At 69.5% G+C, this 14,621-nt stretch carries 11 protein-coding genes; 10 read left to right on the top strand and 1 reads right to left on the bottom strand.

Features of this window, described 5'->3' with window-relative positions:
* The first annotated feature begins 161 nt into the window (after positions 1–161).
* The gene (locus tag ACFQQC_RS05690; protein WP_376860520.1) at positions 162–1,118 is read left to right on the top strand and encodes a winged helix-turn-helix transcriptional regulator; all 957 of its coding nucleotides are present in this window, start codon (positions 162–164) and stop codon (positions 1,116–1,118) included.
* Positions 1,119–1,144: 26 nt separating this feature from the next.
* Here the strand turns inward: ACFQQC_RS05690 and ACFQQC_RS05685 are convergent, their stop codons facing one another.
* Positions 1,145–3,346 (bottom strand): TonB-dependent receptor, encoded by a 2,202-nt coding sequence (locus tag ACFQQC_RS05685; protein ID WP_376860519.1) that lies wholly within the window; start codon positions 3,344–3,346, stop codon positions 1,145–1,147.
* Between the two features lie 115 nt (positions 3,347–3,461).
* Here ACFQQC_RS05685 and ACFQQC_RS05680 point away from each other — a divergent pair, with 115 nt between their 5' ends.
* The 9 genes from ACFQQC_RS05680 to ACFQQC_RS05640 are packed head-to-tail and all read left to right on the top strand — an operon-like array spanning position 3,462 to position 14,590.
* Positions 3,462–4,376, top strand: a complete 915-nt coding sequence (locus ACFQQC_RS05680) for an SDR family NAD(P)-dependent oxidoreductase (RefSeq protein WP_376860517.1) — start codon at positions 3,462–3,464, stop codon at positions 4,374–4,376.
* Positions 4,377–4,433: 57 nt separating this feature from the next.
* Positions 4,434–5,903: a carotenoid oxygenase family protein gene (locus tag ACFQQC_RS05675; RefSeq protein ID WP_376860515.1), complete on the top strand. Its 1,470-nt coding sequence runs from the start codon at positions 4,434–4,436 to the stop codon at positions 5,901–5,903.
* A gap of 12 nt (positions 5,904–5,915) precedes the next feature.
* On the top strand, positions 5,916–7,064 hold the full coding sequence (locus ACFQQC_RS05670; protein WP_376860513.1) for an acetyl-CoA C-acyltransferase: 1,149 nt from the start codon (positions 5,916–5,918) through the stop codon (positions 7,062–7,064).
* 1 nt (position 7,065) lies between these two features.
* Positions 7,066–8,748, top strand: a complete 1,683-nt coding sequence (locus ACFQQC_RS05665) for an aldehyde dehydrogenase family protein (protein ID WP_376860511.1) — start codon at positions 7,066–7,068, stop codon at positions 8,746–8,748.
* Positions 8,745–9,974: a thiolase family protein gene (locus ACFQQC_RS05660; protein ID WP_376860509.1), complete on the top strand. Its 1,230-nt coding sequence runs from the start codon at positions 8,745–8,747 to the stop codon at positions 9,972–9,974. The genes ACFQQC_RS05665 and ACFQQC_RS05660 overlap by 4 nt, the downstream gene beginning before the upstream one ends.
* Entirely contained in the window at positions 9,971–11,461 is a 1,491-nt protein-coding gene (locus tag ACFQQC_RS05655; protein ID WP_376860507.1) for a class I adenylate-forming enzyme family protein, read from the top strand. The genes ACFQQC_RS05660 and ACFQQC_RS05655 overlap by 4 nt, the downstream gene beginning before the upstream one ends.
* Positions 11,458–13,176 carry a class I adenylate-forming enzyme family protein gene (locus ACFQQC_RS05650; RefSeq protein ID WP_376860505.1) on the top strand — a complete coding sequence of 573 codons (1,719 nt, stop codon included), beginning with the start codon at positions 11,458–11,460 and terminating at the stop codon, positions 13,174–13,176. Before ACFQQC_RS05655 ends, ACFQQC_RS05650 begins: the two co-directional genes overlap by 4 nt.
* Entirely contained in the window at positions 13,173–14,126 is a 954-nt protein-coding gene (locus ACFQQC_RS05645) for an NAD(P)H-dependent flavin oxidoreductase (protein WP_376860503.1), read from the top strand. Before ACFQQC_RS05650 ends, ACFQQC_RS05645 begins: the two co-directional genes overlap by 4 nt.
* Positions 14,123–14,590, top strand: coding sequence for a PaaI family thioesterase (locus tag ACFQQC_RS05640; protein WP_376860501.1), 468 nt, complete (start codon positions 14,123–14,125; stop codon positions 14,588–14,590). The genes ACFQQC_RS05645 and ACFQQC_RS05640 overlap by 4 nt, the downstream gene beginning before the upstream one ends.
* The last annotated feature ends 31 nt before the right edge of the window (positions 14,591–14,621 follow it).

Below are 14,621 nucleotides of genomic sequence, written 5' to 3'. Positions count from 1 at the left end.
CCCATACCTGTCCGGTTATCCGGATCTGGCTCTCACCCTACCCCCGCCGACTGACTTGCAAAACAGGATTTATCGTTCAGAAGCGCCCCTTCACGTCACAGACCTGCGATTCGGCGCGGGGAGTGCTAGAACGGTCCGGGGCAGGACCGAAACGAGGGCTCGTGGACCATATCTCCACCCGCGATCTGATCATGGGAAATCCCGTCGCGCGCGCGTTCGCGGTGACGGGGGACGCCTGGACGCAGTTGATCCTGCGCGAGGCCTTCTATGGCGCGCGTCGCTTCTCCCAGTGGCGCGACCGGCTGGGCATGCCGCGCAGCGTGCTGACAGACCGGCTGAACCGTCTGGTCGCCGCCGGTCTGCTGGAGCAGCGGCCGGCGAAGGAGTCGCCGACCCGCATGGAGTACCGCCTGACCGACATGGGCCTCGACATGTTCGGGGTCGCGGTCATGCAGGGTCAGTGGGAGCGCAAATGGGCGCGCTCGCCGCTGCAGGAACGCTATGCCCTGGCCTTCTATGACCGCCACACCGGCGAGGCCGTGACCCCGGCCATCTTCGATCACGAGCGCGGCCATCCGATCGAGCCCCGCTATGTGCGCGGCGAGGCGGGCGAAGGCCTCGTGCCCATCGCCCCGCCGACTTCCCGCCGTCGCCGGACCCAGCCGGTGGAAACGGATCGGGCGATCATCGACCGCTCGACCGACATCATGGGCGACTACTGGAGCTGGGCGGTGCTGGCCGCGGCCTTCTTCCGCCTGCGCCGGTTCGACGAGTTCCACGAGGCGCTGGGCGCGGCGACCAACATCCTGGCCGACCGCCTGAACCGGATGGTGCTGCACGGGGTGCTGGAAAAGCGCCTCTACCAGAAGGCGCCGCCGCGCTTTGAATACCGGCTGACCCAGGCGGGACTGGACCTGTTCCCGATGATCATGGCCATGCACGGCTGGGCCGAGCGCTGGCTGTGCCCGGACGGCGTGCCACTGCGGCTGGTCGATACGCGAACCGGCGAGCCGATTCATCCGGTCGTCTGCGATCTGAAGACCGGGCGCCTGCTGGACCCGCGCAACATCCGTTGGGAAGTCGAGGCGACGGCGCCGGAAGGCTCCGGCGCCGCCTGATCCTCGTTCAGACCCGGAAGCCCGGATCAGAAGGTCTGCGTCAGGGCCAGGCCGAACGACCGCGGCGCCCCGAAGACGCTGAAGCCGACGCTCACGTTCTTGATGATATGGGTCTGGTACTCGGTGTCCGTCAGGTTCTTGCCATAGACGGAGACCTTGAAACCGGTCGGGGATTCCCACGACACGAAGGCGCTGACCAACTCGTGCGCGGGCGACAGGACTTCCGGGTTGTTGGACGGATCGAAGTAGAAGTCGTCGGTCCACTGGTAGTCGGCCCGCGCCGCCAGAACCCCGCCGGCCACGTCCCACTCGCTGTCGACATACAGGGTGTACTGGCTGTCCGGCGAGCGCGGCAGGGTGTTGCCGTTGTAGGGCAGGACCGACAGACCGGAGACCGCGTCCGAGGTGAATTTGGCGTCCAGGCTGGTGTACGAACCCCCGATGGTCAGGTTGTTCGTCAGCGCCAGCGCGGTCTCGATCTCGAAGCCCTCGACTTCGGCCTGGGCGTTGGACGTCACCAGCGCCAGACCCAGCAGCTCATAGACCTGCAGGTCGGTGTAATCGAGCTTGAACGCCGCCGCGTTCAGGCGCCACCGGCCCATCAGGGTCGACTTCACGCCGATCTCGTAGTTGTCCAGCAGCTCCGAATCCAGCGGCAGCAAGGCCTGGGCGCCCGACTGGGCCGTCGACGGGAAGGACCCCGCCTTATAGCCCCGGTCATAGCTTGCATAGAAGCGGACGTTGTCGACCGGCTCGACCGCCAGGGCGATCTTCCAGGTCGGCTCGTTGAAGCTTTCGCTGCCGCTGACATTGTAGGGCGAGCCGCCCGGCCCGAGCGGGATGCCGACCGGCGGATTGGCCCCGCCTTCGTTGTCGATCGCGACCTGATGGATCTCGCGCTCGTCCCAGGTCCAGCGCGCGCCCAGGGTCAGCTCCCAGATCTCCGCGAACGGAATATTGGCCTGCCCGAAAACGGCGTAGCTGCGGTTGGTCGCGTCCTGCAGGAAGGTGGTGTCCCCACCGAACGAGGGCGGGGCGATCGGCAGGGCCGTGTTGACGATGAAGCGCTCGCTGCGGTCGATGTCTTCCTGGAAGAAGTAAGCGCCGGCGACCCAGTTGATGGCCGAATCCGGTTTGGAGACCAGCCGGAACTCCTGGCTGAACTGGGTGGCCGCCTCCGACGCGCGATTGTCCACCGACAGCGGGAAGCCGGGGAAGGGCAGGCCGCCCAGGTTGTCGCGCCAGCTGTAGTCGTTGTCCCGGTACGAGGTCAGGGAGACGAAGTCGAAGGCCTGTCCGGAGTGCTCGACCCGACCGGTCAGGCCATAGTTGGTCCGCGCCTGATAGTTGTCGGGCGACGAGAAGCTCTGCCGCCGGTCCATGCCCGCGCGCAGGCTGTCGATCAGGGTGACGAAGGCCGGCGCCGTGCCCGAGGCCGTGACCGGGATCCGGGCGTGGCCGTCCATGTCGTCCTCGGAGTAGTCGCCGCTGACCAGCACGCTCCAGTCGCCGATGTCCTTCAGATAGGACAGGCGCGCGCCCCACGACGTTCCGCCCTCCAGCCCCTCGCCGCTCGGCAGGCTTTCGGCATAGCCGTCATTGGTGGTGTAGCGGGCGGCGAAGCGGATGGCGGAATCGTCGCCCAGCTGGCGGTTCACCACCCCTTCCAGCCCGTACTCATCGAAGCTGCCGATGCGGGCGGTGATGCTGCCGGAATCCTCGAACACCGGCTTGCGCGTATAGATGTTCAGCGCCCCACCCGAGGCGTTGCGGCCATACAGCGTCCCCTGCGGCCCGCGCAGCACCTCGACCCGCTCGATGTCGAGGAAGGACAGGGCGCTGGCGCCCGAGCGGCCGATGGACACTTCATCGATCGAGAAACCGATCGACGGGTCGCTCGCGGCCGAGTCGCTCGAGGTGCCGACGCCCCGGATATAGAGCTGCGGCTCGCCGATGTTGAACTGGGTCAGGGTGACGCCCGGCGCCTTGGCGGCGATATCCGAAATGCCCGTCGCCGCCGTGCGCTCCAGGGTCTCGGCGCCGAAGGCGGTGATGGCGATCGGCACCTCCTGCAGGCTCTGCTCGCGCCGCTGCGCGGTCACAATCACATCATCCAGCGATGCGGCTGAACTCTCCTGCGGCGTCTCCTGCGCGGTGGCCGGCAAGGCGAGCATGGCGCCGGCGATCAGAGCGACGGCGGACGCAGTTGTAGCGTGTGCAAACTTCATCAGCGTTTCCCTCCCCAGGGCAGCGGCCTCTCATTGATCGGAAGCTCGACAGGAAGAGTAGCTTGCGCCAATGGACCAAGTTTGCAAGTCTTTTTACGCAAGCAGGGAGGGGCCGATGGAACAACGGTCATTGAAAGACCGGGTCATCGTGGTCACGGGAGCGGGGCGTGGGCTGGGTCTGGCCTATGCGCTGGATCTCGCGTCGCGCGGGGCCAAGGTGGTCGTGAACACGCGCCCCCGGGCGTCAGGCCAGCCGGCCTCGGCGGAGTCCGTGGTCGAGCGCATCCGGGCCATGGGCGGCGAGGCCGTGGCCTGCCCTCTGGCAGTGGAGCAGGATGACGCGGGCGAGCGCCTGCTCGACGCCGCCCTCAGCGCCTTCGGCCGCATCGACGGGCTGGTCAACAACGCCGGCGCCCCCGAGGCCAAGAGCCTGCACAAGCAGACGATGGCCGAGCTGCGCGCGGTCTTCGACATCAACTATTTCGGCACCGTCAGCGCCACCCTGCCGATCTACCGGCATATGCGCGATCAGGGCGCCGGGCGGATCGTCATCACCACCTCAGCGGCGGGCCTGCACGGGGTGCACGGCATGGCGGCCTATTCCTCGTCCAAGGCGGCGCTGATCGGGCTGATGCGGGTGATCGCCCTGGAAGGCGCGTCGAAGGGCGTCCACGCCAACGCCGTCGCCCCCTACGCCCTGACCGGCATGACCGAGGCCTATGTCACCGACGAAGTCGGCTCGGCCATGCCGCCGGAGTACGTCGCCCCGGTCGTCAGCTGGCTGATGAGCGAGGCCTGTCCGCTGAACGGCGAGACCCTCGTCGCCGGCGCCGGAAAGGTCCGCCGCGCGGTGCGGATCGAGGGCCCCGGCGTCCAGTTCCAGCCGCCCGGCGAGGTGTCTCCGGACGACCTGACCGCGGCCATGGGCGCCCTGATGTCGCTGGAAGACTGGACCCTGCCGACCGACGGCAACCAGGCCTTCGAGGCTTTCCTGAAAGCCCGCCCCGCGACGGCTGTCCGCCTGCAGTAACTTGCAGAGATGGACCAAGTTGGGCAGATTGCATTCTGAGACCTAAGGAGCCGCACCATGGCCGATGACGCGACGACGGCGCGCCGGATCGAGACCGGCGAACTGACCCCGCTGAACGAGATGAACCCCTATCTGCAGGGCCTGTACGAGCCTGTGGCGAAGGAGACGACGGCCCTCGACCTGCCCGTCATCGGCGAGATTCCGAAGGACCTGTACGGCGCCTTCGTCCGCAACGGCCCCAACCCTGCCCACGCCCCGTCGGGCCTGCACCACTGGTTCGACGGCGACGGCATGGTCCACGCCATCCACTTCGAGAACGGCAAGGCCGAGTACCGCAACCGCTACGTCGGCACCGACGACTATCGCGCCGAACAGAAGGGCCTGGATATCCACGCCGGCGGCGTCCTGGCCCCCTCGGCCCGCACCAACCCGGCCTCGGGTCGCGGCGACCTCGTCTACAAGGACACCGCCAACACCGATCTGGTCTTCCACAACGGCTCGCTGATGGCCCTGTGGTACATCTCGGGCAAGCCGGTGCGCGTGAACGCCCGCACGCTGGAGACCATCGGCAACGAGACCTTCGGCGGCGCCCTGCCCCGCCACGTCTCGGCCCACGGCAAGGTCGACCCCCGAACCGGCGAGTTCTGCTTCTTCGACTATTCGCTCTACGAGCCGTGGATGACCTTCGGCGTCGTCGACGCGAACAACAACCTGACGAACTTCCAGAAGGTCGACCTGCCCGGACCGCGCCTGCCGCACGACATGGGCCTGACCGAGAACTACATCATCCTGCACGACCTGCCCGTGGTCTTCACCGAGGCCGGGCTGCGCAACTCGATGTGGCAGATCAAGGTCGCGGACCAGCCCGCCCGCTTCGGCGTCGTGCCCAAGAACGGGACCGGCGATCAGGTCCGCTGGTTCGAGACGGACACCTGCTACATCTACCATGTCGCCAACTGCTGGGAGGACGGCGACGAGGTGGTCATGACCGCCTGCATGATGACGCCGAACGGCTATCCACCCAACCCGGCCTATGGCCCCTACGCCTCGATGGTGAACGTGCTGGCGCTGAACGCCGTGCCGGTCGAGTGGCGGATGAACATGGTCACCGGGCAGGTGAAGAAGCGCCAGCTGGATGACCGCGTCGGCGAGTTCCCGGTCGTCAATCTCGACTACACCGGCCGCAAGACCAACTGGTCCTATCACGTCGCCATGGCCCCGCAGGAGCTCCAGCGCTTCTCGGGCCTGATCAAGTACGACCTCAATACCGGCGCGGCCAAGACGCATGAGTTCGCCCCCGGCGTCGGCGGCTCCGAGCCCGCCTTCGCCCCCCGGGTCGGCGCGGTCGACGAGGACGACGGCTACGTCATCGTCTTCACCACCGACGAGGCCACCGGCCAGTCCGAGGTTCAGGTGTTGGGCGCCAAGGACTTCGAGACCGGCCCCATCGCCCGCATCCCACTGCCCGCCCGCGTCCCCGCCGGCTTCCACGGGACCTGGGCCCCCGGCGGCCAGATCGCGGCCTGAGGACAGAACAGTATGACCGCCTACATCGTCGACGCCGTCCGCACCCCCCGCGCCAAGGCCCGCCCTGACGGCGGCCTTGCTTCGCTCAAACCGCACGAACTGGTCTCCGGCCTGATCGACGCCCTGGACCAGCGCAACGGCGGCACGGCCCACAAGGCGGACGCCCTGATCCTCGGCGCCGTGGGACAGGTGGGCGCGCAGGGCGCCAATGTCGCCCTCGTCACCAAGATGCACGCCGGGCTGCCCGACGACGCCTACGCCTTCAGCCTGAACAACTACTGCGTCTCGGGCCTGACCGCGATCGGACAGGCGGCCAACATGGTCTCCGCCGGGGATGCGAAGACCGCTCTGGCGGGCGGGGTCGAGATGATGAGCCGCGTCCCCTTCATGGGCGACAAGGCCGACTACTATGAGGACGCCAGCTTCCCGCCGCGCACCCGCTACATCCCCGTCGTCGTCGCCGCCGACCGCTTAGCCGAGGACATCGGCGTCACCCGTCAGGAGATGGACGACGCGGCCCTGCGCTCGCAGCAGCGCACCGCCGCCGCCGAGGGCACGCCCCTGACGAAGTCGCGCATCCCCCTGAACGGCCTTGACCGGGAAGAACCCGCCCGCGCTTCCACCACCGCCGAAAGCCTGGCGGGCATGGAGGCGGCCTTCGCCCCGCTGGGCGAGCAGTACGCCGAGGCCCTGGGCGGCCGGAAGATCGACCACCGCCATACCGTCGCCCACGCCCCGCCCATGTGCGACGGGGCCGGGCTGGCCCTGGTCAGCGCCGTCGCCGACGGCGCCCGGGCGAGGATCATCGCCTACGCCGAGGCCGGGGGAGATCCTGAGGCCTCGCTGACCGCCGGCTTCACCGCCATGGATCGGGCCCTCGCCAAGGCCGGGCTGACGCTGGCCGACATGGACCGCATCGAGTTCATGGAGGCCTTCGCCGTCACCATCGTGAAGTTCCTGCGCGAGCGGGATGTGGACGTCGACAGGGTCAACGTCGGCGGGGGCCACCTCGCCAAGGGCCATCCAATGGGCGCCACCGGCGCCATCCTGCTATCGTCCCTGCTCGATGCGCTGGACGCCGCCGGGGGTCGCTATGGTCTGGTCGTCGCTGCGGGCGCCCAGGGCGTCGGCGCGGCCATGATCGTCGAGCGGATCGGCTGACATGGACGGCGCGTCGCTTGATCGTCATGCCGAACTGATCGCGCGCCACGCCGCGACGCTGGACGCCGCCATCGAGGCCGTCCGCACCCGCAAAGCATGGAGCCCGTTCAGCGACTCGCCCTCGACGAAGATCCACGGCCCCGACAAGCCGGGCGCCGGCAAGGCCGCCTTCGAGGCGCGGCTGAACACCGTCTTCGACCTGCACCAGCCCGGCGCCACCGGCGAGACGGTCGGCGAGGAGGTCTCGCCCTTCACGCAGAAGCAGCTGGGCGTCCGCTATCCGGTCAGCGATCCCGACGCCCTCGTGGACGCCGCCGTGCGCGCCATGACCGACTGGCGCGAGGTCGATCCCGAACTCCGCCTCGCCCTCGGCCTCGAGATGGCGCAGCGGCTCTACGAGCGCAATTTCGAGATGGTCCACGCCATCATGCACGTCGCGGGTCAGAGCTATGTGCAGGCCTTCAGCGGCTCCGGGCCCAATGCGCTGGATCGCGGCGTCGAGGCCCTCGCCTACGCCGCCAAGGCCATGCGCGACGTCACGCCCGTGGCCGAGTACCACCGCCCCTTCGGCGCCGATCAGGTGGCGCTGAGGAAGACCTACAAACTGGTTCCGCGCGGGGTCGGGCTGGTGATCTGCTGCGCCTCCTTCCCGACGTGGAACGCCTGGCCGGCGATCTTCGCCAGCCTCGCCACCGGCAATCCGGTGATCGTGAAGCCCCATCCCATCGCCATCCTGCCCATGGCCATCGGGGTCGAGACCTGCCGTCAGGTGCTGTCCGACTTCGGCTTCAATCCGAACGTCGTGACGATGGCGGTGGATACGCTGGCCGAACCTGTCGCGGGCCGCTTCATCGAACACCCGGACGTCCAGATCATCGACTTCACCGGCAGCCCCCGCTACGGCGGCCATCTGGAGCGAACGGTGACGGGCAAGCTGCTGTTCACCGAGACGGCAGGGGTGAACACTGTCGTCATCGACAGCGTGGCGGACGTCGACGCCGTGGCCCGCGCCATCGCCCGCTCGTCCAGCCTGTTCTCGGCCCAGATGTGCACCAGTCCGCAGGTGATCTACATCGCCCCGGACCTGTTCCGGACGATGAGCACCGCCATCGTGCGCGAGATCGACGCCCTCGCCGCCAGCCCGGCCCAGGCCGCCGCGGTCATGGGCGCCATCCAGGGGCAGGTCAGTCTCGATGTCGTCGCCGAGGCCCGCCGCGCCGCCGAGGCCGCGCCCGGCGCCCGCATCCTGCGCGAGGCCGCGCCCTATCCGCACCCCGACTTCCCCGACGCCCGCACCCTGACCCCTCTGGTCATCGCCATCGAGGGCGACAGCGACCCCGAAATCTATGCGGAGGAGCGCTTCGGCCCGGTCCTCTTCCTCGTTCCCCGCCCCGCCGATGAGGCGGTGATGGAGGCGACCTGGCTGGCGAAGACGAAGGGCTCGATCAGCTCCTACCTCTACTCCACCGACGAGGCCTTCATCGACCGCGCCACGCCCGCCTATGAGGCGGCGGGAGCCAATCTGTCGATCAACCTGACCGGCGCGATGTGGATCAATTTCGCCGCCGCCTACAGCGACTATCACGTCACCGGCCTGAACCCGGCGGGCAACGCCTGCCTCGCCGATCTGGCCTTCGTCGCCTCGCGCTTCCGCATCGTCCAGCGACGGCGGCCGCTGGCATGAGTGACGACGTCTTCCTCGCCGGCGTCTCCATGACCGCCTTCGGCAAGCGGCCGGGCGACAGCGTGAAATCCCTGACCGCCGAGGCCGTCACGGCGGCCCTGTCCGACGCCGGCGCGACGCTGGCGGACATCGAGGCGGCGTGGTTCTCCAACACCCGCCAGCCCATGCTGGAGGGCCAGAACACGGTGCGCGGCCAGATCGCCCTGCGCCCGCTCGGCCTGACCGGCATCCCGGTCGTCAATGTCGAGAACGCCTGCGCCTCCGGCTCCACCGCCCTGCTGCAGGCCATCCACTGGCTGCGCGCCGGGGCGGGCGACATCGCCCTCGTCATCGGGGTCGAGAAGATGGTCTTCCCTGACCGCCCCGAGCAAGTCGCCGCCGCCTTCGCGGGCGGCACCGACATCCACGACCGCGAGGGCGTGCTCGACTACATCCGCGCCATGGGCGGTGAGGCGCCTGACGATGGCCGCAGCCTTTTCATGGACCTCTACGCCGCGCAGGCCCGCGCCCACATGGCCCGCTACGGCTCGACCCCGCTCGACCTCGCCCTGCTGGCGGCCAAGAACCACACCGCCGCCGCACACAATCCGCGCAGCCAGTACCGCACCGCCATGACCGCCTCCCAGGTGCTGGCCGACAAGCCCATCGTCTTCCCCTTCACCCGCGCCATGTGCGCCCCGGTCAGCGACGGCGCCGCCGCCGTCGTGGTCTGTTCCGCGCGCGGTCTGAAACGCCTCAACGCCGAGACCCGCGCCGTCCGCGTCCGCGGCTGCGCCCTGCTCAGCGCCGGCGCCCGGGCGCCTGACGATTTCGACAATCACATCGGCCGTCGCGCCGCCCGCGCCGCCTGTGAACAGGCCGCGATCAGCCCCGCCGACATCGACCTCGCCGAGGTCCATGACGCCACCAGCTACGCCGAACTCCAGCAGATCGAGAACCTCGGCCTCGCCGAGCCCGGCACGGTCGGCGCCCGCGCGGCCGCGGGCGATTTCGCGCTGGGCGGCCAGACCCCGGTGAACCCCTCCGGCGGTCTCGTCGCCAAGGGTCATCCGGTCGGCGCCACGGGTCTGGCCCAGCTGTTCGAACTGACCACCCAGCTGCGCGGCGAGGCCGGAGCCCGTCAGGTGGAGAACGCCCGCATCGCCGTCGCCGAAAACGGCGGCGGCTTCCTCGGCGTCGAGGAGGCGGCAACCGTCGTCACCGTTCTGGAACGGCGGGCCGCATGACCCACCCGATCCACGCCCTCTACGACAACCTCACGGCCAAGGCCGACCGTCCCGCCCTGTTCGACGGCGACGTGACCCTGACCCACGGCGAGTTGATCGCCCTCGTCGAGCGCGCCGCCGCCGATCTGACGGCCCGAGGCATCCAGCCCGGCGACCGCGTCGGCCTGTGCGCCGCCAACAGCTGGCGGCACGTCGTCGCCTGTCTCGCCATCCTGCGCGCCAATGCGGTGTGGACCCCGCTCAATCCGCGCAACGGCGCCGGGCTGAACGGCGACTTCCAGCGCCGCGCCGGTCTGGCCCTGACCCTGCACGACGCCGCCTCGACCGGTGCTCTCGGCGCCACGCACCGCCCCCTGCCGCTGGAGGCCTGGCTGGACAGCCTGCCCGACGCCGCGCCGCCCGCCATCCTCGACGATCCCGCCGCCCCCTTCGCCCTGAAATTCACCGGCGGCTCGACCGGCGTGCCCAAGGGCGTGGTCCAGTCGCAGGCCAGCGGCCTCGCCGCCCTGCGCTCGCTTCAGGCCTTCTACGACTTCACCCCCGACGACGTGAACCTGGCCGTCGCCCCCCTGACCCACGGCTCGTCCCACTACATCCTGCCGGTGCTGGCCGCGGGCGGTTCGCACGTCCTCATGGCCACGCCCGACCGCGCCGCCATCCTGAGCGAGCTGAAACGCCGGATCACCGTCGTCTTCATGCCCCCGACCCTGATCGCCTTGCTGATGGGCGAGACGGATTTCGGCCCCGCCGACTTCCCCGCCCTTCGCCATCTCACATGGTCCGCCGCGCCGATGTCGCCGGGCCGCGTGGCGCAGGCCGTCTGCCGCTTCGGACCGGTGCTCTCCAGCCTCTACGGCCAGACGGAGGCGCCGATGGCCATCACCGGCCTGACCGCCGCCGAGACCGCCGATCCGGAGCTCCGCTCCAGCGTCGGCCGGCCCTTCACCGGCACGCCCGTCGGCCTGCTCACCAGCGAGGGCAAGATCGTCCTGCGCGGCGAAGGCGAGGTGGTGGTCGGCGGCGATCTGGCCCGCACCGAATATCTGGACGCCCCCGACCTCACCGCCGCCGCGCGTCATGAGGGCTGGCTGAAGACCGGCGACATCGGCCGCATCGATGCCGACGGCCGCCTGACCCTGATCGGCCGCTCGAAGGAGCTGATCATCACCGGCGGCTACAACGTCTATCCGGGCGAGGTCGAGGCGGCGCTGAACGCCCACCCCGCCGTGCGCGAGGCCTGCGCCTTCGGCCTGCCCGACGCGGTCTGGGGCGAGCGCCTGGAGGCCGCCGTGGCCGTCGACGCCCGCTTCGTCGACGACGCCGCCATCCGCGCCTTCGTGCGGGAGGCCATCGGTCCCGTCCGCACGCCCAAGCGTTTGCACCTCCTTCCCGCCCTGCCCCGCAATCCGGTCGGCAAGGTGGTGCGCGGCGAGGTCCGCAGCCTGCTCTATCCCGACGCCAACATCGCCGAGGAGGCCCGCCCATGATCGTCATTCCCGAACACCGCATCCGCGAGATGAAGGCCAGGGGCTGGTGGGGCGACGTCACCCTGGACGACCTGTTCCGGAAGCATGTCGCGGCCCACCCCGACACCGAGGCCCTGATCGATCCGTTCAACGCCGCCGACATCACCGGCGGCACGCCCGAGCGGCTGACCTGGGCGCAGTCCGCCGACGCCGTCGACCGCCTCGCCGCCGTCCTTCACGCCCATGGTCTGGGCAAGGACGACGTGGTCGTCGTCCAGCTGCCCAACATCGCCCAGCTGAGCATCGTCTATCTCGCCTGCCTGCGTCTGGGGATCATCATCAGCCCGGCCCCGGTCCAGTACCGCGAGCATGAGCTGGGCTACATCATCGGCAAGACCGACGCCGTCGCCGTCATCACCGCCGAGCGCATCGGCAAGCAGAAGCACGGCGAGATGCTGGTGGCGATGAAGCCGGCCTGCCCGACCCTGCGCCACGTCTTCGTGCTGGGCGAGGCCTGTCCCGACGGCGCCCTGAACCTCGAGGCCCTGACCGACGCCGCCACCCCCGCCGACCGCGCCGTGGCCGAGGTCGCCGCCAGGGCCGCCCAGGTCACCGCCGACGACATCGTCACCATCTGCTGGACCTCCGGCACCGAGGCCCAGCCCAAGGGCGTGCCGCGCAGTCACAACGAATGGCTCATCATGGGCCACGGCGTCATCGACGCAGCCGACCTTGAGCCGGGCGCCAGCCTGCTCAACCCGTTCCCGATGGTGAACATGGGCGGCATCTCCACCGCCTTCATCGGCTGGCTGCTGCTGGGCGGCGCCCTCATCCAGCACCATCCGTTCGACCTTCAGGTCCTGCTGAAACAAATGCGGGACGAGAAGATCGACTACACCGTCGCCCCGCCCGCCGTGCTCAACCTGCTCCTGCAGAACGAGGCCATGCTGGAGGGCATCGACTTCAAGCGGCTGAAGTCGATCGGCTCCGGCTCGGCGCCCCTGTCCGAGTGGATGGTGCGCGGCTTCCACGAGAAATACGGCGTCCAGATCGTCAACTATTTCGGCTCCAACGAGGGGGCGTCCTTCCCCTCCGCCCTCAAGGACCTGCCCGAGGCCGCCGACCGCGCCAGCCTGTTCCCACGTCTGGGCGAGGGCTTCGAATGGAACTGCGTCCTGCACGACCGCATCTTCACCCGTCTGGTCGATCCCGAGACCGAGGAAGAGATCACCGAGGGCGGCCGTCCCGGCGAGCTGCGGGTCAAGGGCGCGACCATCTTCTCCGGCTACTGGCGCGCGCCCGAGATCAACCAGCGCGCCTTCGACGCCGACGGCTGGTTCCGCACCGGCGACCTGTTCGAGCTGGCCGGCGACCGGCTGCAGTATCTGAAATTCGTCGGCCGCCTGAAGGACATCATCATCCGCGGCGGCATGAACATCTCGTCGGAGGAGATCGAGAGCCATCTCGTCGCCCATCCGGCCATCGCCGAGGCCGCCGTCGTCGGCGCCCCCGACCCCAATCTGGGCGAGCGCCTTCTGGCCTTCGTCGTCTTCCGTCCCGACCAGAGCGCGAGCATGGCCGAGATCAACGCCTTCCTGACCGGCGACCGCCACGTCGCCGTCTACAAGCAGATCGAACGCCTCGAGACCCTCGAGGCCCTCCCCCGTAACCCTGTCGGCAAGATCCTCAAACGGGAGCTTCGCCAGTCTGTCGCCAACGAGACCCAACCCGCATGACTTCCCCCTTCGATACCCTGCGCCTGCCCGTGTTCGCGGCGCCCATGTTTCTGATCAGCGGACCGGAACTGGTCATCGCCGCCTGCAAGGCCGGCGTCGGCGGCGCCTTCCCGACCCCCAACTGCCGCACGGTCGAGGATCTCGACACCTGGATGGGCACGATCACCGACGCGCTGAAGCCGGGCGACGCCCCGTGGATCGCCAACATGATCACCCACTCCACCAACGCGAGGCTCCCTGAGGACCTGCGCCTGATCGCCGAGTACAAGCCGCCCGTGGTCATCACCGCCCTCGGCTCGCCCAAGCCGGTCATGGAGACGGTGAAGTCCTACGGCGGCCTGGTCTTCGCCGACGTCGTCTCGATGAAGCTGGCGAAGAAGGCCGCTGAGGCCGGCGTCGACGGTCTGGCCTGCGTCAGCGCCGGCGCCGGCGGCCACACCGGCCACCTGTCGCCCTTCGCCTTCATCTCGGCGGTGCGCGACTTCTTCGACGGCTATATCGCGGTCGGCGGCGGCGTCGGCGACGGCGCGGGCGTGGCGGGCGCGGTCGCCGCCGGGGCCGACTTCGTCTACATGGGCACCCGCTTCCTGGCCTCGGCCGAGAGCATGGCCCAGCCCGAGTACAAGCAGATGGTCGTCGACTCCGGTCCCGACGACCTGATCGTCTCGGCCTCCGTCACCGGCACCCCCGCGTCCTGGCTGCGCCCCAGCCTCGTCGCCGCCGGTCAGGACCCCGACAACCTCGGCGCCGCCCCGGACCGCAACTACACCTCGGGCGGCTCGACAAAGCGCTGGCGCGACATCTGGGCCGCCGGTCAGGGACTGGAGGCGGTCAAGGCCGTCGAGCCCGTCGCCGACATCGTCGACCAGCTGGCAGGCGAGTACGACGCCGCCGTCGCCCGCTTCCAGTCGAAGACCGGGGGCCAGTCCGCGCGGGGCGCGGCGGCATGACAGTCGTCGCTCCCGTCGATTTCGAGCTCGACCCGACCGCGTCCGGCCTCGAACTGCTGCGCCGCTGGGCCCGCAAGGCGGACACGGTCGGCGGGTTTCCCCAGCGTCTGTCCGCCCGCCCGGTCGAGTTCGAGGACGGGCTGGTCCGCATCGTCTGCGACCTCGATCCCGGCCACGCCAACTTCATCGGCCTGGTCCACGGCGGGGTGCTCGCCTCGCTGGTGGACGTGGCGGGCGGCAGCGCGGTCATGACCATCCTTGAACCGGGCCAGAGCCTGCTGACCACCGACCTGTCGATGCGCTTCCTCAACGCCGCCCCCATCGACTGCGCCCGTCTGGAAACCGTCGGCCGCATCGTCTTCCGCGACGCCCGCAAGGCCGTGGTCGAGGCGACGGTCTCGACGGCGGACGGGCTGGTGATCGCGCAGGGCACGGTCGGGGTGGCGATCCGCGCGGGGCGCTAACTCTCCCTGCTATCGTCATCCCGACGAAAGT

The organism is Brevundimonas sp. GCM10030266 (assembly GCF_042666595.1).
Taxonomy (GTDB): Bacteria; Pseudomonadota; Alphaproteobacteria; order Caulobacterales; family Caulobacteraceae; genus Brevundimonas.
The sequence above is the reverse complement of the archived record's forward strand: the minus strand, read 5'-3'. Positions and strand labels throughout refer to the sequence as shown.

Coding starts and splice junctions, on each gene's coding strand:
- ACFQQC_RS05645 (WP_376860503.1), top strand. CDS start 13,173: ATGACTTCCCCCTTCGATACCCTGCGCCTGCCCGTGTTCGCGGCGCCC.
- ACFQQC_RS05660 (WP_376860509.1), top strand. CDS start 8,745: ATGAGTGACGACGTCTTCCTCGCCGGCGTCTCCATGACCGCCTTCGGC.
- ACFQQC_RS05670 (WP_376860513.1), top strand. CDS start 5,916: ATGACCGCCTACATCGTCGACGCCGTCCGCACCCCCCGCGCCAAGGCC.
- ACFQQC_RS05655 (WP_376860507.1), top strand. CDS start 9,971: ATGACCCACCCGATCCACGCCCTCTACGACAACCTCACGGCCAAGGCC.
- ACFQQC_RS05665 (WP_376860511.1), top strand. CDS start 7,066: ATGGACGGCGCGTCGCTTGATCGTCATGCCGAACTGATCGCGCGCCAC.
- ACFQQC_RS05640 (WP_376860501.1), top strand. CDS start 14,123: ATGACAGTCGTCGCTCCCGTCGATTTCGAGCTCGACCCGACCGCGTCC.
- ACFQQC_RS05650 (WP_376860505.1), top strand. CDS start 11,458: ATGATCGTCATTCCCGAACACCGCATCCGCGAGATGAAGGCCAGGGGC.
- ACFQQC_RS05675 (WP_376860515.1), top strand. CDS start 4,434: ATGGCCGATGACGCGACGACGGCGCGCCGGATCGAGACCGGCGAACTG.
- ACFQQC_RS05685 (WP_376860519.1), bottom strand. CDS start 3,346: ATGAAGTTTGCACACGCTACAACTGCGTCCGCCGTCGCTCTGATCGCC.
- ACFQQC_RS05680 (WP_376860517.1), top strand. CDS start 3,462: ATGGAACAACGGTCATTGAAAGACCGGGTCATCGTGGTCACGGGAGCG.